The sequence below is a fragment of the Clostridium sp. AF50-3 genome (genome assembly GCF_003477445.1).
GTDB classification, from domain to species: domain Bacteria; phylum Bacillota; class Clostridia; order Lachnospirales; family Lachnospiraceae; genus Otoolea; species Otoolea fessa.
The window spans coordinates 297809-316113 of the sequence record NZ_QUDH01000002.1; the positions used below are offsets into that span (position 1 = coordinate 297809).

Here is an 18305-nt window from a genome sequence, read left to right on the forward strand (position 1 = left end):
TTTACATCGATAATCCTTTTATTACGCGCACGCCGTACTCTACAGTTCCATCGTCCTCATACTCTGACGCCGGTTTCAGGCTGTGAATCCGCTTGTCAAAGGTACTGCGTGAGGTCGCGATTTTCAGGTTCGGATCCAGTTTGTTAGCCTTTAACAGTTCATTTAAACCTGCCTCCGCGCGCTTTACATTCAGCTTTGGATTAATGCAGTACACATAGATGCCGGTCGGGTGAACGACGGTCACATCGGACGGAATCACATCTTCCGGTGTCGTCAGAACCAGATCATAGAGAACTTCAAATTTTTCCTCATACGGCATATATGCCTCATGAAACGCCTGCTCCGGCGTATGGTATTTGAAAATGGCAATCAGCGGGGAAGCGAGATTCGCCGCCGGAAGTACCGTGACGATCGCCATGACCGTCAGAATTTTTTTGACGGAATCATTGTCTGTAAAAGACCGTCCAACCAGCTGTGCGATGATAAATAATGCCAGAAGTGCGATGATAAAAAGCTGTTTCCGCTTGAAATGATTGCGGTAGCCGTAATCGCCTTTTTTTATCTTTTTCACGGTGTAAAAATCCTTTCTATCATGTTTTTATTGAATGATACTAGCTTTTTGTCTGATTTAATGGTTTAACGCCTGCATCGTGCGCAGAATCCACTCATGCGGAACTATCTTGCAGAGCACAAAGAATGCCTTCATCCATACGCCGTAAATCGACACGCTTTTTCCCGCCATACAGTCGCGGATGGCAAGTTTTACAACTTTGTGCGGATCTGCCATCACCAGACGCTTATAAAGAGGAATCTCCCAGTTGTCTCGGCAATGTCGAAAAATTCGGTTTTGACCGGTCCGGGGCAGACCGCCGTCACACCGATTCTGCGCGGGCGGAGTTCTTCCCGCAGGGCGCGGCTGTAGCTTAAGACAAATGCCTTGGTTGCCGCATAGATGGCAAATCCCGGCTGCGGCAGAAAGGAGGCTGCTGACGCGAACTGGAGAATCCGGCTGTTTTCGCTCATATAGGGAAGCACCATATGCGTGACCGCGCACAGCGCCTCGCAGTTGAGCTCTATCATTCCCGTTTCATCGTCAAGCGGCAGGTTCCCGACCGTTCCGATTTTACCAAAGCCGGAAGCATTTACCAAAAGCTTTACGTTGGGCTTGCGCGCCGCCAGCTCGTTTTCCAGCGTCTCCCGCTGGGATGCATCCGTCAAATCGATGGAAAAACAACGCGCCGGGATCGGCAGCGTCCGTTCCAGCTCCTGCATCCGGTCCATCCGGCGGGCAATCAGCCAGACTTCCTGAAGTCCCGAAAAGCGATCCGCCAGCTGTCTGGCTGCCTCGCGCCCCATGCCGGAAGAGGCACCTGTAATTATCGCAATTTTCATGAGAAATTCCTCCCGTCTCAAGTATGTACGCTCGGAGTCGTTCCTGCATTCCGAGCGTACATACGTTTTATTTCTTCTTGTGCACGTTCCGGATGGCTTTTTTCTTTCCGCTGCCACCGCTCTTTCCAACACCAGCGCTGCCAAATCCCCCCGCATTTCGTCCATTTCCATTTATGCCGGTCTGTTTGTGCCCGGCCATACTGCCCACAGCCGGTCGTTTGGTGTCTTTTGCACGATTGGCAGCAGCCGGTTTTGCCGTCTGGCTGCATGATGCGCCCCTTTATATCCGCCAGCCGCGAAATCGCGTCCTTTGATCTGCCGCGGACGGATCAGGCATTTCTTATCAAAACCGATCAGATCCGTTCTGCCTGCCAGACGGAGTGCTTCCAGTACCAGATCATAGTTTTTCGGGTTGCGGTACTGGATCAGCGCACGCTGCATCGCTTTCTCATGCGGGTTGGTCGGCACGTACACTTTTTCCATCGTGCGCGGATCATATCCCGTGTAATACATACATGTAGATAGTGTGGATGGCGTCGGATAGAAATCCTGCACCTGCTCCGGCATGTAGCCGAGGTCGCGCAGATATTCTGCCAGTTCGATCGCCTCCTTGAGCGTGGAACCCGGATGGGAGGACATCAGGTACGGAACGAGGTACTGCTTCATTCCCAGCGAGTCATTCATCGCTGCATATTCCTTCATGAACTGGCGGTAAACCTTATTCTCCGGTTTTCCCATCCGTTTTAATACATTATCCGATATATGTTCCGGCGCTACCTTGAGCTGTCCGCTGACATGGTACTGACAAAGCTCCCGCAAGAATGCCCGGTTTTTCTCCGCCAGCAGATAATCGAAACGGATACCCGAACGGATGAAAACTTTTTTTACCTTCGGAATCGCCCGCAGCTTCTTTAACAGGGAAATATAGTCGCTGTGATCGGCATTCATGTTTTTGCACGGCTGCGGGAACAGGCACTGTTTGTGCGGACAGGCACCGTAGGTCATCTGTTTTTCGCATGCCGGGTGACGGAAGTTTGCGGTCGGACCGCCGACATCGTGGATGTAGCCCTTGAAATCCGGTTCCTGGGTCAAAAGTTCTGCTTCCTGAATAATTGATTCATGGCTGCGGGTCTGCACGATGCGTCCCTGATGGAAGGTCAGCGCACAGAAGCTGCATCCGCCGAAGCATCCGCGGTTGCTGATCAGGCTGAATTTTACTTCCGTGATCGCTGGAATACCACCCGCTGCATCGTAACACGGATGCCAGGTTCTCATGTATGGAAGTGCGTAGACATCGTCCATCTCTTCCTGGGTCAGTGGTTTCGCCGCCGGATTCTGGACCACATAGAGGCGGTCGCTGTACGGCTCAACGAGGCGTTTTCCCGAAAATGGATCGGTGTTGCTGTACTGGGTGTAAAAGCTCTCCGCATACGTCTTTTTATCAGAGGAAACCTCGCGGTAAGACGGCAGACGGATTTCGTCATAAACAGAATCCAGGTTTTCCGCCTTATAAACAGTTCCCTCGATGAAGGTGATATCCTTTGCCTCGATGCCGCTGGCCAGCGCATCCGCGATCTCCACGATCGAGCGCTCGCCCATTCCGTAGGAAATCAGATCTGCCTGGGAATCCAGCAGAATGGACCGTTTCATTTTTCCGGACCAGTAATCATAATGTGCCAGACGCCGCAGGCTGGCTTCGATACCGCCGAGAATGATTGGCTTTTTCGACCAGGTGCGGATCAGGTTGGAATAGACGATCGTCGCATAATCCGGACGTTTTCCCATCTCGCCGCCCGGTGTGTAGGAATCCTTTGCGCGGCGCTTTTTCGAAACCGAATAATGGTTTACCATAGAGTCCATATTTCCGGCGCTCACAAGCCATCCGAGACGCGGTTCGCCCAGAATCTGAATGGATTCCTGATTCTTCCAGTCCGGCTGGGCGATGATGCCTACTTTATAGCCGTGCGCTTCAAGCATACGGCTGATGATCGCGTGTCCGAACGACGGATGATCGACATACGCATCCCCGCACACGTAGACAAAATCGCAGCTCTCCCAGCCGCGCTTGTCCATATCCGCCCTGCAGATCGGTAAAAAATCATGTATCATTTTATCTTGCCCCCTGTATCAGTTCCCGGTAGTCCCGGATATAAAAATCAGCTAATTCTTTCTTTTCTTCGGTCATGGAAAGTGAAAATACGTCCTCGACCGCGCCAACGCGCATACCAGCCCGTTTTCCAGCCAGAATCCCCGCCGGGACGTCCTCAAATACCAGACATTTTTCCGGCTGTACGCCCAGATCCGCCGCTACTTTCAGATAGATATCCGGCGCCGGTTTTCCTGCTGCCACCTCACAGGCAGTTGCCACCACACCGAAATAGGAACGGATATCCAGAGAATCCAGCACGGCTGCTACCATATCCTGTGCATTGCTCGTTGCAATTCCCATGCGGATTCCTTTTTTCTTTAAAAATGGAAGAAATTCCGCAACCCCCGATTTCAGCGGTACCTCATGGCGGTATTTATCGATCGACATTTCAATCCAGATGGCCTTTATCTCATCCAGGGTCATCGGCAGCTGGAAGCGATCTTTAAAATAGATTGCTGTCTCGGAAAAGCTCATGCCCTCGATCACCTTCTCAAGATCTTCCGGACAGTCATAGCCGTAACGCTTTAAAAATTCCACATCGATCGCTTTCCACATCCACATGGAATCGACCAGGGTGCCGTCGAGATCGAAGAGGACGGCGTCTACTGTGTTCCAGTTGATTTCAGGAGGTGTGTTATTTTGGGTGTCTGACAAATTTTCGTCATTCGATACACAATTTTGTGAGGTTAGCATTCTTTCTTTTAACGCTCTAATTTCATCTTCCGTCAGCGCCCGGTACTCTCCCGTCGCCAGTGCCTCATCCAGGGCAAGCGGTCCCATCGAAAGGCGTTTCAGGTAAATGACTTCGCCGCCCTCTGCCTCAAACATCCGCTTTACCTGATGAAATTTTCCTTCATGGATGGTCAGGCGCGCCTCGCAGAGGTCTTCTCCTGCGTCGTTCCATTTTTTCTCGATCACAAGCTCTGCCGGCCGTACCGGTGTGCCATCCTTCAGCGTCAGTCCTGCCTGAAAGCGCGCTTCGATTCCTTCTTTCAGTGTTCCCTTTACGCGTGCAAAATAGACCTTATCCACGTGTTTTTTCGGTGCCAGAAGCTCATGCGCCAGCGCACCGTCGTTTGTGATGAGAAGCAGTCCTTCCGTATCAATATCGAGGCGTCCGACCGGGAAGAGGTCTTTTCGCTTTGCTTCATCAATAAGGTCAATGACAGTCTGATAGCGCCCGTCTTCCGTTGCGGAAACGACGCCCTGCGGTTTATTTAACATATAATATTCCGTGTCTGCCCAGCCAACCGGCTGTCCATCCAGTGTAACCCGGGTTTCGTCCGGGAATATTTTCCGGTCAGACTCGCGGCAGACGGTTCCATCGACCAGAACCCGCCCTTTGCGGATCATCTCTTTTACCTGACTGCGCGTTCCCTGCTTCATCTCTGCCAGGAAACGGTCTAAACGTATACTTTTACCCTGTCCCATCACTGCCACCTCCATCCGGGATTGTATTTATTTTTAAGCTGACCGCCCCGTTTCTGCGCCCAGCCAAGCGGAAATCCATCCACACAGATTAGTACAAGACCATCTGCTGCCTCTTCCTCTGCGGCTGTCAATGTCTCGCCCTTTAAATAGCGGATCGTGCGCTCATCCGAGGCATTAAAATTTAAGTAATTTACAAATTCCTGCATCCGCAGGTTCATTGCCAGCGCCTGGGATGGTTCAAACCGCCCTTTTTTCAGTTCTCCGAGCAGAAGTCCGGTACGCAGACAGCGGAGCGGCTTAAAATAACGTGTATTGTCGCCTGCCAGCGCTGCCGGGAGGTAATAGATGCGCTCGCCGTCACGGTAGAATTGCTCCGGATTCCAGGTTCTTACCGGAAGCTGGCGCAGAAGCTCAAACAGGGGGGAAAAATCCTCGGCGGTCTGGTTTTGCGCCACGTTTTTTCCCTTTCCAAACATTTTCCCTTTCGCTTTTCCGGAAGCCATCTGTCTGGACTTACCGTCTTCCGCCACACGGCACAACCGCGCTTCTATTTCCTCTACCAAAAGTGGATCGCTCAATGCTTTCTCACCGGCATTTTCCAAATCCTTGACATTTGCGTCTGGTTTCTCCGTCCGCTTCTCCAACAGCGCAACAAAATGTCCTTCGCCCTCCAGACGGTGCGGAAACAATCTCAGACAGCCCTCAATGCCACGGCTTCCCTCAAAGCCATATTCCGGTTTCTGCGGCACGACCGCCATCTGAGGATATTTCTCCAGAATATACTCGATCGTTCCCTCGTCCTCGCCCCTGTCAAAGGTACAAGTCGAATAAACCAGTTTCCCGCCCGGCGCAAGCATCTGCACGGCACAGTCGAGAATCTGGCGCTGCAGCGGCGCATAATAATCGGGACCTTTTTCGTTCCAGCTCTTTACCATCGACGGATCGCGGCGGAACATACCTTCGCCGGAGCACGGCGCATCGACCAGAATCTTATCAAAAAACTCCGGCAGGATGCCAGCCATTTTTTCCGGTGCCTCGCTCGTTACACAGATATTTCCCGCTCCGAACATTTCCAGATTTTTAAGAAGCGCTTTTGCGCGCGAATTGCTGATATCATTGGAAAACAGGACACCTGTACCGGCTAATTTCGCCGCCAGTTCCGTACTTTTACCGCCCGGTGCCGCGCACAAATCCAGAACCCGGTCGCCCGGCTTGATCGGCAGCCATGCCGCCGGTGACATCGCACTCGGTTCCTGCAAATAGTAGAGTCCCGCGTAGTACCACGGATGCCTGGATGGGCGTTCGCCTGATAATAAAAACCGTTCTTCGTCCACGGCACTGGTTTCAAATTCCAGTCCGCCGTCTGTGCCATCTCTAAAAACTGTTCCGGTGTCAGCCTGCCCGTGTTGACGCGCAGCCCTGAACGCGGCTCTTCCTCATACGAAGCCAGATACTCCGGGTATTCCTCCCCCAGAAATTGTTTCATTTTTTCAAGAAATTCTTCCGGCAGTTCTCGGTAATCCAATCGTTTTCCTCCTGTTTTTGTCTATTGCTCTGTATATCCATTTATAATCGTGATTCTAAAGACTTTTTCTTCGCGCTCATTCGTTCTTTCTTTGTTCGGTATGCCGGTTTTCAGGCTTCCAAAAGGAATGAGCCATTTTCTGTCTACATATATATAATCTATCTTTATATTACTTTTTAATGATAGAAAGGCGCTCCCATGCCATATATAAAAAAAATATTATCCGCCCTGTTCCCAGCACTTATCCTGGCGCTTCTGCTCTCGCATCCGCGTCTCTCTGCGGATGGGGCACAGAAAGGACTTCTTTTATGGTTCAATACGGTCTTTCCGACGTTATTTCCCTTTATGCTCTTCTCAAAGCTTTTAGCTGAACACGGCGGCGTCCGGCTGCTTCTAGCGCCATTTCATCCGGTTTTGGAACATCTTGGGATGTCTGTCTACAGCGGCTATGCCCTGCTTGCCGGGCTGCTCTGCGGTTACCCGATGGGAATGAAAACTGCCGCCGATTTTAACCGGAAATCGCTGCTTTCGGCACATGAAAAACGGCTTCTGACCGCCATCAGTGCTTCGCCAAGCCCCATGTTTATCGCCGGATACGCTGCACCTAGGCTGAACCCGGCAGTTCCGTCAAACTATCTGGTTCTGGCACTATATACGCCGCTTTTATTGGTTGGAAGTCTCCTATGCATTTATAATAAAGTAACTTCTTTTAGCCTTCAAAACCGATTTTTTTCGAAAGAAACCGGCTCTGTCAAGCCCGCCCGCACAAAATCCACATCCGTCTCCGTTCCCGTTCCCGCTTCCTTCGACACCATCCTGATGGACTGCATCGAACTGCAGGTCCGCATCGGCGGTTTGATCATGCTGTATTCGATCCTCGCTGCCTTTGCCGACGCCTTCTGTTCCGGCACGCTGCGTCTGTTTCTGATCGGGACGGCTGAAATGACAACCGGCATCGATGCGATCGCCCGTTCTGGTGCCATATTCAGTATCCCGGTTCAATCCGGCGCGATGGCGGCATGTGCTGCGTTCGGCGGGTTATCCGGGATCGCCCAGACAAATTCAGTCATACGGGACAGCCGAAAAGACAGAGAAAAAAATGCCGGACTTTCCATCCGGCATTATGTACTGTGGAAACTGGTTCACGCCAGTCTCTCGTTCGTTCTCTTTATTCTGCTGCTTCGCCGGATGCCGCCTGTGTAGCGGCCGCTGCTGCCTCGGCGCCTGTGTTCTCCTCCGGCTCGGTCACGACACTGCCAGCCAGCTCATTACGGTTGGAAGATACGACATCGTAGCTGGACTGCATCGAACTCATGTAAGACTCGAAACGGCTCTGCGCGCCCTCCATCGAATGCTTGATGATGGTCTGCAGGCTGCGGAGCATGTCGTCCGTGTACTGAACGGAACCCTGGCGGATATTGTTTGCCTCTGTGACAGCGTTGTCCACGATCTGCTGTGCCTGTGCATTTGCCTGCTCAATAATGCTGTTTGCTTCTGCATATGCACGCTGCATGATCTCATGCTCATTAACCAGCTCATTGGTCTGGGCGGTCGCCTCGGCTACCATCGCGTCTGCCTGGGAACGTGCCTCCTGCAGAATCGCATCCTGGTTGCTGATGATCTTCTGATATTTCTTGATCTCCTCCGGAATGCGAAGACGCAGTTCCACGAGCAGTTCTTCAATCTCTTCTTTATTTACTAAAATCTTCGTGTTGGACAGCGGCTGAAACTTGCAGCTGTCGATATAATCTTCAATTTCTGTGATGATCTGTTCAATTCTGCTCATAGCTTTTCTCCTTACTTACATTCCCTGTCTTCCTGAAGCGCCTGGTATTTCTCCTGTACTTGTTTTGCAATGACCGGATCGAGAAATTCGGAAATGTCTCCGCCGTACATCGCAACCTCTTTTGCCATGCTGGAACTTAAATACGCGTATTTAAGGTTCGTTGTCAGAAACAGGGTATCTATTTCGGGTGCAATCACCCGGTTCATCTGCGCGAGCTGCAGCTCATATTCGAAATCCGTGATCGCACGCAGACCACGCACGATGACCTTTGCGTGATTCTGGCGCATGAAATCGACCAGAAGTCCGTCAAACGACTGCACCTCCACGTTAGGAATGTCTTTTGTCACTTCCTCTAACATCTTAACACGTTCTTCGACAGAAAACAACGGAGATTTTGCGTTATTACACAAAACTCCCACGATGACCTGATCAAAAATTTCGGAGGATCGCTTTATAATATCAAAATGTCCGAGCGTCACCGGATCAAAGCTGCCCGGATAAATGGCTGTTTTCATCTTTTTTTCTCCTTTGGTATTCAAGCTTTTCGGATAAACAGATGTTTATTCGTCTTATATATCTTCTCTTTTTCGAGATGGTATCCCAGTTCTGAAAGGTAGCTGCACCCGGTCTCTTTCGATGCCTCTGTGATGATCATCGTATGTTCATCTGCCAGGGACGAATGCGCCAGATAAGTAAGCACTTCTTTCTCCCAGAGATGGTTGTACGGAGGATCCATAAAAATGAAATCAAACGCACTCTTCCGGTTTTCTATCCGTTTCAATGCATCCGAAATATCACAGTTTAACAGCGTCGCCTTATCAGCTAGGCGGGCCGCTTTCAGATTGTCACGGATGCAGTCCGCCGCTTTCGGATTCTTCTCCACAAAAACAGCTTCTTTTGCCCCGCGGCTTAAAGCTTCGATCCCGATCGCCCCGCTTCCGCTGAATAAATCGAGAAATGTGCATCCATAGATATCATTCTGAATCATATTAAAAAGAGTTTCTTTGATACGGTCCGTCGTCGGTCTCGTATCCATTCCCTCGATCGTCTTTAAAGTAAGCCTTCTGGCACTTCCTGCTATTACCCGCATGGATTTTTCTCCATCTTACTAGAAATATTAATGTATTTTGAACTGCAACCGTAAAATTCACCAAACAGTTTGCGTATTTTTTAACACTACATCTGTTCTATTATAGTATGAGTTTTACTGATATACAAGCATAAAATCGGATCAATACTAACTTTTTTTCCCTACATTGTGGGTGTTTTGCCCCAAAATGTCAATTTGCACAAAACCTTCTAGTGTATTTCACTTTTAAGATCCGCATACTGAGAATGTAACAAAAAGAGACACCCGGACAAACGAAAGTTTGAAGGGGCACACGCAAAAAAGGAGGCGTCTGTTATGTCTAGTTCCAACAACACTAACAAAACCAATGTACCGGAAGCCAAGGAAGCGATGAACCGCTTTAAGATGGAGGTTGCCAATGAGATTGGCGTTCCTTTAAGCGAGGGCTACAATGGTAACCTGACCTCCGCACAGGCTGGTTCCGTCGGCGGCTATATGGTCAAAAAGATGATTGAGGAACAGGAAAAAAAGATGGCTGGTAAATAAGGCATCGTAGGGCTCTTCTGAATCTTCGCTGAAACGGCGGAAAAAACGGCAGCAGCATGATTGACAAAACCGGACTTGAACGACCGATTTTCAATCATGCTGCTGTTCTTTTCTGCAAAACATTCATTCACTTGTTTGACAGACAGATTACATACTTACTTTAGCGATAAAAATGCCGCCAGATTCCCCCTCTTATCTCCCATCACGCGGTGTGAATATAAAAGATCCGGATTGCATTTCGTACATACATTCGTCACAGCCAGATGCTCCGGTAAAATTCCGGCATCCAGGAGCACCAGGCGGTTCGCGCCCCAGAGGTCAAGCTGGTACTTGCCATTCCCCTTATTCATGAGAATCGATTTCCCATTCCAGGAATAACAGGATGTTGAATCATCCTGACTGATTTCTGCTCCAAATTCTTCTTTAAATGCATCTGCCACATCCTCACTGACCTCATAACAGTCCCGGCAGATGCTCGGTCCGATGCAGACGCGCAGATCCTCCGGCTTCGTGCCGAACGCCTCTCCCATCGCCTCGATCGTTTTCTGTCCCATCCGATGAACGGTTCCCTTCCAGCCGGAATGCGACAGTCCGATCGCACGATGCACCGGATCTACAAAATATAATGGTACACAGTCCGCAAAAAATGTAACCAGCGTCAGCCCCGGCTCGTTTGTGATAAGCCCGTCGATGTTTTCATAATCGCGTTCCCGCCAGATTCCTTTTCCAGCGTCCGTTTCCGTAACAAGACGGATATTCGTCGTGTGCGTCTGATGGCTGAGCACCATCTTTGACACATCCGTTCCCAGAATCCGCGCCATTTTCCGGTAATTTTCAAGCACATCGTTCCGGTTGTCGCCGCGCGTCAGCGAAAAGTTCATCGTACTGAAATATCCCTTGCTCGCTCCGCCAAGCCGGGTAGAAAATGCGTGGCGCACCATCCTGGTCTGCTCTAAGAGCGGAAAGGTAAAATAAGCCACTCCGTTTGACTCATGAAGGGTAATTGGTGCCGGATGAACTGTTTTTTGTATATAGGTAAGCGCCATGATTGTCACATCCTTTTTCTGTCTCTTGCTCAAATCTGATTGTGCAGTTTTTGAATTCTTTCATTTGTAATTATCCGCACCAGAACGCGTCCCGAATTAATCTCACGTTACTGCCAAGCACCGCCACCACATCAAACCGGCATGGCGTGTCCTCGGAAATATGATAATGCGTCATATAATACCGGGCGGTACGAAGAATCCGCGCCTGCTTGCGGGCATCCACTGCCTCCGCCGGATCGCCTTCGTGTTCATCGTGGCGGTATTTGACCTCGATAAAAACCAGGTAGTCTCTATCTCTTGCGATAATATCAATCTCACCCTGGCGACAGCGGAAATTCCGGCAGAGAATCTGATAACCGTGCCGGGTGAGATATTCACACGCCAGGGTTTCATATTCAGTTCCGATGGCACGGCGGTTGAATGAATTTCCATGAAGATGAAAGTTTCTTTCTCCCATTCAGCTCCTTTTCTGTTATTTCATCCCCTGCATCGCGGCTTCCTCGCCCAGCAGCTTCTTCAAAAAGGTTCTCCGGTGGATCGGGCATGGACCATAGGTTAAAATTGCCTCGTTATGCATCTTGGTTCCGTATCCTTTATGCTTCGCAAACCCGTATTCCGGATAGATTTTATCGTACTCCATCATCATATGATCCCTCGTCACTTTTGCCAGGATACTGGCTGCCGCGATCGAGACACTTTTTGCATCGCCCTTGATAATCTTAATCTGCTTTTCCTCCGAAATCCCCGGAATGATGACCGCGTCATTTAAAAAGATATCCGGCTCCTGCGGAAGCTGTGCGACTGCCTGACGCATTGCTTCATAGGTCGCCTGCAAAATATTGATGGAATCGATCACCTCCGGGCTTACAATTCCAATTCCGTAGGCAGCTGCCTTTTCTTTGATTTCCAGAAACAATTCTTCCCGGCATTTTTCCGACAATTTTTTGGAATCGTTCAGCCGCAGAATCGTACAGTCTTTTGGAAGTACCGCGACCGCCGCCACCACCGGACCGGCTAATGGACCTCTGCCCGCCTCATCAATGCCGCAGACGATCCCTGCACTTTCGTACTGATGTTCATAGGCGCGCATTCCTTCGAGACGCGCCAGTTCTGCTTCCAGTTTTTCTCCTGTTAGTTTTCTCATGTTTTCCTATACCTCCGGCACTTCCAGCGTCACGCGCCCCAGTTTGCCGCTGCGGAAGTCATCTAATAGGAAGCCAGCCGCTTTTTTCGTATCCAGCTCGCTGCCCTTTAAAAGACAGGAACGTGCCCTTGCGATTTCACGCAGAATTTCCCAGGCTTTTTTTGTATCTTCGCCGTCCCCAGCCGTATTCTCAACCAGCGTCACACCATACCGCTCTTCCAGGCGCTTTCCGTAACGTCCGGACATATTTTTGATCAGCTCGGCTGCCAGCTCTTCCTTATCCAGAATCTCATCGTTGATCGAGCCGATAAATGCAAGGCACAGTCCCACATTCGGATCTTCAAATTTCGGCCAGAGGATTCCCGGCGTATCGAGAAGTTCCAGTGTCTTATTTAAGCGGATCCACTGGTTTCCCTTGGTAACACCCGGTTTATTTCCAGTCTTGGCGCAGGCTTTTCCGGCAAAGGAATTGATAAAGGTCGATTTTCCGACATTCGGAATGCCGACTACCATCGTCCGCACCGGGCGGTTTTTGATACCGCGGCGGCGGTCACGCTCAATTTTCTCCTTGCATGCCTCCTGCACCAGCGGCTGGATCTGCTTCATTCCCATGCCGCTGCGCGCGTTGATGCGGAGTGCATGGATGCCCTGCTCCTTAAACCATGCGATCCAGCGCTCTGTACAGCCGTCGTCCGCCAGATCCGCCTTATTTAAAAGGACAATCCGTCCCTTTCCCTTCGCAAGCTCATCAATATCCGGGTTGCGGCTGCCGAGCGGCACACGCGCATCCACCAGCTCAATCACCAGATCGATCAGCTTGATATCTTCCTTCATGGCTCTTTTTGCCTTTGTCATATGTCCAGGGTACCATTGTATCTGCATGAAATTTTCTTCCTTTCTTAGAACCTATCTCGACGAAATCAACCCAAACCGGCTAACCGGCTGGATCCGCAGCCAGACCTTTCCTTTGATCTGCCGGAACTTCACATTTCCCACATTGGAAAAGCGGCTGTCCTCACTGCCGGAGCGGTTGTCACCCAGCAGAAAATATTCGTTTTTATCCAGACTAATCGGATATTCCGCCAGTCCAGCCAGAGCCGCCTTACCCAAGTCGTTCGGGGCGTCTAATTTTTCATTATTAATGTAAATATAACCGTCCTTGATCTGCACCGTCTCACCTGGCAGTCCAATGACGCGTTTTATATTGTAATTTCCCGTTTCTTTTTCAAATACGATAATGTCATAGCGCTTTGGGCGCATCACGCGGTAACTCAGGCGGTTCATCAGAACCTTTTCGTTCTGCGACAACACCGGTTCCATTGATTGACCGCTCACCCGTATCTGCGTCCCCATCGCAAACACGGCGAACCACGCGATCGAAATTACCACCGCGATATCCACGATCCATCCAACCACCAGACGGATGCGGTTTTTATCCTCTTTCAGCTCCATATGTCACTCCCTCTCTATCCGTTCCCCATGAATCATCGCTCATGTCGCAAGCGACCGCGCTCGGCGCGAGAATGTGCCAGGACACATTCTTTTTTATAATAGGGAATCACAAGGAATTTCCTATTACACGAAAAAAAGCTGCTGCACAGCTCCTCCCGCCGCGCCGGACACACATAACCGCATATCCGGATGCACAGCAGGCTGACCTGTACAGCAGCCCCATCCGCTTCAGAAATTATTTTACTAACTCTTTTACCTTCGCTGCCTTGCCGATTCTGGATCTCAGGTAGTTCAGTTTTGCTCTTCTTACTTTACCTCTTCTTACTACTTCAACGTTCTCTACAGACGGAGAATGTAACGGCCAGGTCTTCTCTACACCAACACCGTTGGAGCTCTTTCTAACAGTGAAAGTCTCGCGAACGCCGCCGTTCTGTCTTTTAATAACAGTTCCCTCGAAAACCTGAATTCTCTCGCGGTTTCCCTCTTTGATCTTAGCAGATACACGTACTGTATCGCCTACGTTGAAACTCGGAACGGTTTCCTTTAACTGAGCTGCTTCAATGTTCTTAATAATCTCGTTCATCTTTGTGAACCTCCTTTAAAATCTTTGATGTTCTTAATACGATCTTTTATCCCGTAAAAACGTGCTTCCTGTAACAGCGGAACATCTCTTTATTTCACAGAATATGATTTTATCATAGAAATCCTTGATTTGCAAGGACTTTCTGCTCTCTTTTTTAGAATTTTTTTATTTCTTTTTCCTCTTTCTGACGAATCAGCTCTTCCAGATATTTCTTCTCTTTCTTATCCAGAACCGCATCCTTTAAAAGGTCCGGGCGGCGTTCCAGCGTCCGTTCGATCGATTTCTGACGGCGCCAAGTCTCGATATTTTTGTGATGCCCGGTCAGAAGTACGTCCGGGACCGCCTTATCCATAAATACAACCGGGCGGGTGTACTGTGGATATTCCAGCAGATTGTCGTGAAATGACTCAAATTCCGCGGATACGTCATTATTTAACACACCAGGCACCAGACGGGAAATGCAGTCGATCATAACCATCGCCGGAAGCTCACCGCCCGTCAGGACATAATCGCCGATGGAGAGATAGTCGGTCACAACCAGCTCTAACGCGCGCTCATCGATCCCCTCATAATGCCCGCAGAGGAACACCAGATCCTCTTCTTTCGCCAGTTCTTCCGCGATTTTCTGGTTGAAAACCTGCCCCTGCGGAGTCAGATAGATCACGCGCGGACGTTTCCCGGTGCGCGCCGCCAGGTCTTCATATGCATCGTAAATCGGTTCCGGCTGCATCACCATACCGGCGCCGCCGCCATAGGGCGCATCGTCTACATGATGGTGTTTGTCCTTCGAATAATCGCGGATATTGACCGCCTCAACCGAGATCAGCCCTTTGTCAATCGCACGCCCCGTAATACTTGTGTTCAGTCCCCCCATTACCATCTCCGGAAACAGGGTCAGAATATGAAAATTCATCCGTTTCTCCTATATTTATACAGCACTTTCACAACGGTACTTTCATTTTAGGATTTTCATTCCATTTACAGATCCAGCAGACCGTCCATGATATGAACCGTTACAGTGCCAGCCTCCAGATCCACATTCAGGATGCATTCCTTGATGGATGGGAAAAGGTATTCTTTGCCCTCAGGTCCTTCGATCACATACACGTCGTTAGCCGCTGTCTGAAGGATATCTTTCACCGTACCGAACTCCTCGCCTTCGTCCGTCAGCACTTTCAGACCAATCAGATCGGCAATGAAATTCTCATCTGGATTCAGTTTCACCGCCTGATCGCGGGTGATCAGAATATCCTTATTACGAAACGGCTCGCAGTCCTCAATCCGATTCATCTCTTTAAATTTAAGAATGACCATATTTTTGAAAAAACGCACCTGTTCCACGGTCACCGGCATTTTTTCTTTTCCAGTGTCGATATACGCTTTTTTTAATTTTTTAAAACGATTCACATCATCGGTGGTAGGAAATACTTTCACATCTCCGCGCAGGCCATGCGGGGATGTAATTACACCAACTCTCAGATAATCAACCATTCTGTAATCCTCCTGTATAAAATACATGAAAAAGAATGTGCCTTGGCACATTCTCGCGCCGAGCGCGGTCGCTTGCGACATGTTTCTGCTTCGCGCGAGTGCGCATCCTCGCGGAGCGTTTTTTATTTCATAGGACGCAATTTCCTATGAAATAAAAAAGCCGGACACCCTTTCAGGCAGCCGGCTTTTCAGCTTCGTCTGTATTACTGAATCTCTACAATAACTTTCTTGTCTTCCTTGGATGAAGCCGCCTTGACAACCGAGCGAATCGCTTTCGCGATACGACCCTGTTTTCCAATTACCTTACCCATATCGGCCGGTGCAACGGAAAGCTCGATTACAGTCTCATCGTCTTTGACCGATTCTGTAACCACTACCTCGTCCGGGTTCTCAACCAGTGCTTTCGCGATAACTTCTACTAATTCTTTCATACCTTTGCACCTCACAGGTCAGTATGCTTGATTTACTGGATACCAGCGATCTTTAAGAGTTTACCAACAGTCTCTGTCGGCTGAGCGCCTGTTGCTAACCATTTCTTAGCAGCTTCCTCATCGAATTTCAGAGTGCTCGGCTCTGTGTTCGGATCGTAGATACCGATCTCCTCGATGAATCTGCCATCTCTCGGGGATCTGGAATCTGCAACAACGATTCTATAGAAAGGAGCTTTCTTCTGACCCATTCTTCTTAATCTCATCTTTACCATTTTAAATTACCTCCTGAAATTTTCCTTATTTCCTTGAATTATAAAATATAGCTAATGCACACTGCATCTACTAACACTTGTTTAAAACGGCAGCTTCATCTTGCCAAGCATACCGCCGAGTCCGCCAAGACCCTTGCGTTTTCCGCCGCCTGCCATGCCCGGAAGCTGTTTCATCAGCTTTTTCATATCTCCGAACTGTTTTACCAGGCGGTTGACTTCTGCGATATCCACGCCTGCGCCCTGTGCGATTCGTTTCTTGCGGGACGGATTCATCAGATCCGGGTTGCGCCGCTCTTCGGCTGTCATCGAGAGGATGATCGCCTCCACGCGCCCCATCGTCTTCTCATTTTCATCTAAATCCAGACCTTTAAGCTGTCCCATGCCCGGCATCATGCTCATGATGCTCGCCATGCCGCCCATCTTCTTGATTTGGTTCATCTGATCGAGGAAGTCGTTGTAATCAAATTCTGCCTTCTTAATCTTTCGGCCGAGTTCTTTTGCCTTCTCCTCGTCGATCACAGCAGATGCTTTGTCGATAATGGAAAGAACATCGCCCATGCCCAAGATCCGGGAAGCCATACGGTCCGGGTAAAACTGTTCCAAATCGGAAAGTTTCTCGCCCATACCGACATAGAGAATCGGTTTTCCGGTTACCGCCTTGATAGAAAGAGCCGCACCGCCTCGCGTATCGCCATCCATCTTTGTCAGAACCACACCGTCAATGCCGATTTTGTCGTTAAACATGCTCGCTACATTGACTGCATCCTGACCAGTCATGGCATCTACAACGAGAAGTGTCTGATAAACATCCACATTCTCTTTGATCTCAACCAGCTCATCCATCATCGCTTCATCGATGTGGAGACGGCCGGCTGTATCGATGATAACCACATTGTTGCCATTTTTCGCCGCGTGCTCAAGCGCTGCCTTTGCGATATTGACCGGTTTGTGGTTCGTTCCCATCGCAAATACGGGAACACCCTGTTTTTCACCATTTTTCTGCAGCTGTTCGATTGCCGCCGGTCGGTAGACATCACATGCTACCAGCAATGGATTTCTTCCCTTTGCCTTGAGCTTTCCGGCAATCTTTGCCGTTGTGGTCGTCTTACCAGCACCCTGGAGACCTGCCATCATGATGACGGTAATCTCATTGCCCGGTTTTAACGCAATCTCTGTCATTTCGGAGCCCATCAGCTTGACCAGCTCATCGTTGACAATCTTTATTACCATCTGTCCTGGATTCAGACCATTTAAAACATCGGTTCCAATCGCCCGCTCCTGTACAGAATTGATAAACTGTTTTACTACCTTGAAGCTTACATCCGCTTCCAGAAGGGCCATCTTGACTTCTTTGAGTCCGGCTTTTACGTCGCTCTCGCTGAGTCGTCCCTTGCCTGTCAGGTTTTTAAACACATTCTGCAGTTTGTCTGCCAAGCTTTCAAATGCCATCAAAAACCTCCTGCATTATAAATCCAATATCTCGTTTGAGATTCGCCCGATTGCCTCAATCAGCGCCTGATTCTGTGTCTGGCTGAATTCTTCCGTCAACCGATGAATCTCAGTTACTTTTTCCTTGGTTTTCTGGAATTTGGCAATCAGTCCAAGCTTTTCCTCATAACCAAGAAGTGTACGGTCACAGCGCCGGATCAGATCATGCACACCCTGACGGGTAATGCCCTGTTCGTCTGCAATCTCACTGAGGGACAGATCGTTAAATACCACATCCTTATATACACTTTGCTGATGCTTTGTCAGGAGTTCTCCGTAGAAATCATACAAAAGACCCTGTTCAACAATTTTTTCCATTCCTCATCACCTGTGTTATCATACACGATAATCTAATTGGTGTCAAGTATTTTTTCTTTACACTAATGAGATTTGTGTTTTCTTGTTACTGTTCACAGGTAGGCACTTTTGGAACCGAAAGTGCCGTAAGAAAACGTGGTGGCAGCAGGAATTTGCCGTATTTAAATGCGAAGCCACGGCAA

The 18305-nt window shown here is 49.4% G+C and carries 23 protein-coding genes and 2 pseudogenes; 2 read left to right on the top strand and 23 right to left on the bottom strand.

Annotation, left to right across the window (positions count from 1 at the left end):
- Window position 1: 1 nt before the first annotated feature.
- From DW085_RS03895 to DW085_RS20380, 8 genes and pseudogenes are all read right to left on the bottom strand, one after another.
- Complete coding sequence (locus DW085_RS03895; protein WP_118491432.1) at window positions 2-571, bottom strand: O-linked GlcNAc transferase-like protein; 570 nt, start codon at window positions 569-571, stop codon at window positions 2-4.
- Between the two features lie 57 nt (window positions 572-628).
- Window positions 629-787 (bottom strand): hypothetical protein, encoded by a 159-nt coding sequence (locus DW085_RS20365; RefSeq protein ID WP_347474964.1) that lies wholly within the window; start codon window positions 785-787, stop codon window positions 629-631.
- The gene (locus DW085_RS03900; protein WP_347474965.1) at window positions 787-1392 is read right to left on the bottom strand and encodes an SDR family NAD(P)-dependent oxidoreductase; all 606 of its coding nucleotides are present in this window, start codon (window positions 1390-1392) and stop codon (window positions 787-789) included. Before DW085_RS03900 ends, DW085_RS20365 begins: the two co-directional genes overlap by 1 nt.
- Window positions 1393-1563: 171 nt before the next feature.
- Window positions 1564-3501 (bottom strand): YgiQ family radical SAM protein, encoded by a 1938-nt coding sequence (locus DW085_RS03905; protein WP_118491434.1) that lies wholly within the window; start codon window positions 3499-3501, stop codon window positions 1564-1566.
- Window position 3502: 1 nt separating this feature from the next.
- Window positions 3503-4972, bottom strand: coding sequence for a pseudouridine synthase (locus DW085_RS20370; protein WP_118491436.1), 1470 nt, complete (start codon window positions 4970-4972; stop codon window positions 3503-3505).
- The gene (locus DW085_RS19575) at window positions 4972-6213 is read right to left on the bottom strand and encodes an RsmB/NOP family class I SAM-dependent RNA methyltransferase (protein WP_243033915.1); all 1242 of its coding nucleotides are present in this window, start codon (window positions 6211-6213) and stop codon (window positions 4972-4974) included. Before DW085_RS19575 ends, DW085_RS20370 begins: the two co-directional genes overlap by 1 nt.
- A 34-nt stretch (window positions 6214-6247) precedes the next feature.
- Window positions 6248-6306: pseudogene (locus tag DW085_RS20375) on the bottom strand (hypothetical protein); the annotation flags it as partial.
- 14 nt (window positions 6307-6320) lie between these two features.
- A pseudogene (locus DW085_RS20380) lies at window positions 6321-6458 on the bottom strand (hypothetical protein); the annotation flags it as partial.
- Window positions 6459-6695: 237 nt separating this feature from the next.
- On the opposite strand from DW085_RS20380, the gene DW085_RS03920 reads away from it, so the two are divergent.
- Window positions 6696-7700: a nucleoside recognition protein gene (locus DW085_RS03920; protein ID WP_243033916.1), complete on the top strand. Its 1005-nt coding sequence runs from the start codon at window positions 6696-6698 to the stop codon at window positions 7698-7700.
- On the opposite strand, the gene DW085_RS03925 is transcribed toward DW085_RS03920, so the two are convergent.
- From DW085_RS03925 to rsmD, 3 genes are read right to left on the bottom strand one after another with little or no spacing between them, the layout of a single operon-like run.
- Window positions 7666-8283 carry a hypothetical protein gene (locus tag DW085_RS03925; protein WP_022358776.1) on the bottom strand — a complete coding sequence of 206 codons (618 nt, stop codon included), beginning with the start codon at window positions 8281-8283 and terminating at the stop codon, window positions 7666-7668. The two genes, DW085_RS03920 and DW085_RS03925, sit on opposite strands and share 35 nt — an antisense overlap.
- An 11-nt stretch (window positions 8284-8294) precedes the next feature.
- Window positions 8295-8798 carry a pantetheine-phosphate adenylyltransferase gene (gene coaD, locus DW085_RS03930; protein ID WP_022358775.1) on the bottom strand — a complete coding sequence of 168 codons (504 nt, stop codon included), beginning with the start codon at window positions 8796-8798 and terminating at the stop codon, window positions 8295-8297.
- A gap of 20 nt (window positions 8799-8818) precedes the next feature.
- Entirely contained in the window at window positions 8819-9373 is a 555-nt protein-coding gene (gene rsmD / locus DW085_RS03935; RefSeq protein ID WP_022358774.1) for a 16S rRNA (guanine(966)-N(2))-methyltransferase RsmD, read from the bottom strand.
- Between the two features lie 315 nt (window positions 9374-9688).
- Here rsmD and DW085_RS03940 point away from each other — a divergent pair, with 315 nt between their 5' ends.
- Complete coding sequence (locus tag DW085_RS03940) at window positions 9689-9898, top strand: alpha/beta-type small acid-soluble spore protein (RefSeq protein ID WP_022358773.1); 210 nt, start codon at window positions 9689-9691, stop codon at window positions 9896-9898.
- Window positions 9899-10053: 155 nt separating this feature from the next.
- Here DW085_RS03940 and pgeF read toward each other — a convergent pair whose 3' ends face one another.
- From pgeF to ylxM, 12 genes are all read right to left on the bottom strand, one after another.
- The gene (gene pgeF, locus DW085_RS03945; RefSeq protein ID WP_118491438.1) at window positions 10054-10944 is read right to left on the bottom strand and encodes a peptidoglycan editing factor PgeF; all 891 of its coding nucleotides are present in this window, start codon (window positions 10942-10944) and stop codon (window positions 10054-10056) included.
- Between the two features lie 70 nt (window positions 10945-11014).
- A complete protein-coding gene (locus tag DW085_RS03950) occupies window positions 11015-11401 on the bottom strand; it encodes a YraN family protein (protein WP_118491440.1) in 387 nt (128 codons plus the stop codon).
- A 15-nt stretch (window positions 11402-11416) separates the two neighbouring features.
- Entirely contained in the window at window positions 11417-12088 is a 672-nt protein-coding gene (locus tag DW085_RS03955) for a ribonuclease HII (protein WP_117795445.1), read from the bottom strand.
- A 6-nt stretch (window positions 12089-12094) separates the two neighbouring features.
- Window positions 12095-12970: a ribosome biogenesis GTPase YlqF gene (gene ylqF / locus DW085_RS03960; protein ID WP_022358769.1), complete on the bottom strand. Its 876-nt coding sequence runs from the start codon at window positions 12968-12970 to the stop codon at window positions 12095-12097.
- Between the two features lie 24 nt (window positions 12971-12994).
- Window positions 12995-13540 carry a signal peptidase I gene (gene lepB / locus DW085_RS03965; RefSeq protein WP_106999916.1) on the bottom strand — a complete coding sequence of 182 codons (546 nt, stop codon included), beginning with the start codon at window positions 13538-13540 and terminating at the stop codon, window positions 12995-12997.
- A gap of 235 nt (window positions 13541-13775) precedes the next feature.
- Window positions 13776-14123 carry a 50S ribosomal protein L19 gene (rplS, locus tag DW085_RS03970; RefSeq protein WP_022360232.1) on the bottom strand — a complete coding sequence of 116 codons (348 nt, stop codon included), beginning with the start codon at window positions 14121-14123 and terminating at the stop codon, window positions 13776-13778.
- Window positions 14124-14277: 154 nt separating this feature from the next.
- Entirely contained in the window at window positions 14278-15036 is a 759-nt protein-coding gene (gene trmD, locus DW085_RS03975) for a tRNA (guanosine(37)-N1)-methyltransferase TrmD (RefSeq protein ID WP_118491442.1), read from the bottom strand.
- Window positions 15037-15101: 65 nt separating this feature from the next.
- A complete protein-coding gene (rimM, locus tag DW085_RS03980; protein WP_106999918.1) occupies window positions 15102-15614 on the bottom strand; it encodes a ribosome maturation factor RimM in 513 nt (170 codons plus the stop codon).
- A gap of 203 nt (window positions 15615-15817) precedes the next feature.
- Window positions 15818-16045, bottom strand: a complete 228-nt coding sequence (locus tag DW085_RS03985) for a KH domain-containing protein (RefSeq protein ID WP_022360235.1) — start codon at window positions 16043-16045, stop codon at window positions 15818-15820.
- Between the two features lie 32 nt (window positions 16046-16077).
- Window positions 16078-16317, bottom strand: a complete 240-nt coding sequence (rpsP, locus tag DW085_RS03990) for a 30S ribosomal protein S16 (RefSeq protein ID WP_106999919.1) — start codon at window positions 16315-16317, stop codon at window positions 16078-16080.
- An 81-nt stretch (window positions 16318-16398) separates the two neighbouring features.
- Window positions 16399-17766: a signal recognition particle protein gene (ffh, locus tag DW085_RS03995; protein WP_118293513.1), complete on the bottom strand. Its 1368-nt coding sequence runs from the start codon at window positions 17764-17766 to the stop codon at window positions 16399-16401.
- 15 nt (window positions 17767-17781) lie between these two features.
- Entirely contained in the window at window positions 17782-18123 is a 342-nt protein-coding gene (gene ylxM, locus DW085_RS04000) for a YlxM family DNA-binding protein (protein ID WP_106999921.1), read from the bottom strand.
- Between the last annotated feature and the right edge of the window lie 182 nt (window positions 18124-18305).

Bases quoted from the DNA above. Each gene is read 5' to 3' on its own strand.
- DW085_RS20365 (WP_347474964.1), bottom strand. From the start codon at position 787: ATGGCAGATCCGCACAAAGTTGTAAAACTTGCCATCCGCGACTGTATG.
- DW085_RS03900 (WP_347474965.1), bottom strand. From the start codon at position 1,392: ATGAAAATTGCGATAATTACAGGTGCCTCTTCCGGCATGGGGCGCGAG.
- DW085_RS03905 (WP_118491434.1), bottom strand. From the start codon at position 3,501: ATGATACATGATTTTTTACCGATCTGCAGGGCGGATATGGACAAGCGC.
- DW085_RS20370 (WP_118491436.1), bottom strand. From the start codon at position 4,972: ATGGGACAGGGTAAAAGTATACGTTTAGACCGTTTCCTGGCAGAGATG.
- DW085_RS19575 (WP_243033915.1), bottom strand. From the start codon at position 6,213: ATGTCACCGGCGGCATGGCTGCCGATCAAGCCGGGCGACCGGGTTCTG.
- DW085_RS03920 (WP_243033916.1), top strand. From the start codon at position 6,696: ATGCCATATATAAAAAAAATATTATCCGCCCTGTTCCCAGCACTTATC.
- DW085_RS03925 (WP_022358776.1), bottom strand. From the start codon at position 8,283: ATGAGCAGAATTGAACAGATCATCACAGAAATTGAAGATTATATCGAC.
- coaD (WP_022358775.1), bottom strand. From the start codon at position 8,798: ATGAAAACAGCCATTTATCCGGGCAGCTTTGATCCGGTGACGCTCGGA.
- rsmD (WP_022358774.1), bottom strand. From the start codon at position 9,373: ATGCGGGTAATAGCAGGAAGTGCCAGAAGGCTTACTTTAAAGACGATC.
- DW085_RS03940 (WP_022358773.1), top strand. From the start codon at position 9,689: ATGTCTAGTTCCAACAACACTAACAAAACCAATGTACCGGAAGCCAAG.
- pgeF (WP_118491438.1), bottom strand. From the start codon at position 10,944: ATGGCGCTTACCTATATACAAAAAACAGTTCATCCGGCACCAATTACC.
- DW085_RS03950 (WP_118491440.1), bottom strand. From the start codon at position 11,401: ATGGGAGAAAGAAACTTTCATCTTCATGGAAATTCATTCAACCGCCGT.
- DW085_RS03955 (WP_117795445.1), bottom strand. From the start codon at position 12,088: ATGAGAAAACTAACAGGAGAAAAACTGGAAGCAGAACTGGCGCGTCTC.
- ylqF (WP_022358769.1), bottom strand. From the start codon at position 12,970: ATGCAGATACAATGGTACCCTGGACATATGACAAAGGCAAAAAGAGCC.
- lepB (WP_106999916.1), bottom strand. From the start codon at position 13,540: ATGGAGCTGAAAGAGGATAAAAACCGCATCCGTCTGGTGGTTGGATGG.
- rplS (WP_022360232.1), bottom strand. From the start codon at position 14,123: ATGAACGAGATTATTAAGAACATTGAAGCAGCTCAGTTAAAGGAAACC.
- trmD (WP_118491442.1), bottom strand. From the start codon at position 15,036: ATGAATTTTCATATTCTGACCCTGTTTCCGGAGATGGTAATGGGGGGA.
- rimM (WP_106999918.1), bottom strand. From the start codon at position 15,614: ATGGTTGATTATCTGAGAGTTGGTGTAATTACATCCCCGCATGGCCTG.
- DW085_RS03985 (WP_022360235.1), bottom strand. From the start codon at position 16,045: ATGAAAGAATTAGTAGAAGTTATCGCGAAAGCACTGGTTGAGAACCCG.
- rpsP (WP_106999919.1), bottom strand. From the start codon at position 16,317: ATGGTAAAGATGAGATTAAGAAGAATGGGTCAGAAGAAAGCTCCTTTC.
- ffh (WP_118293513.1), bottom strand. From the start codon at position 17,766: ATGGCATTTGAAAGCTTGGCAGACAAACTGCAGAATGTGTTTAAAAAC.
- ylxM (WP_106999921.1), bottom strand. From the start codon at position 18,123: ATGGAAAAAATTGTTGAACAGGGTCTTTTGTATGATTTCTACGGAGAA.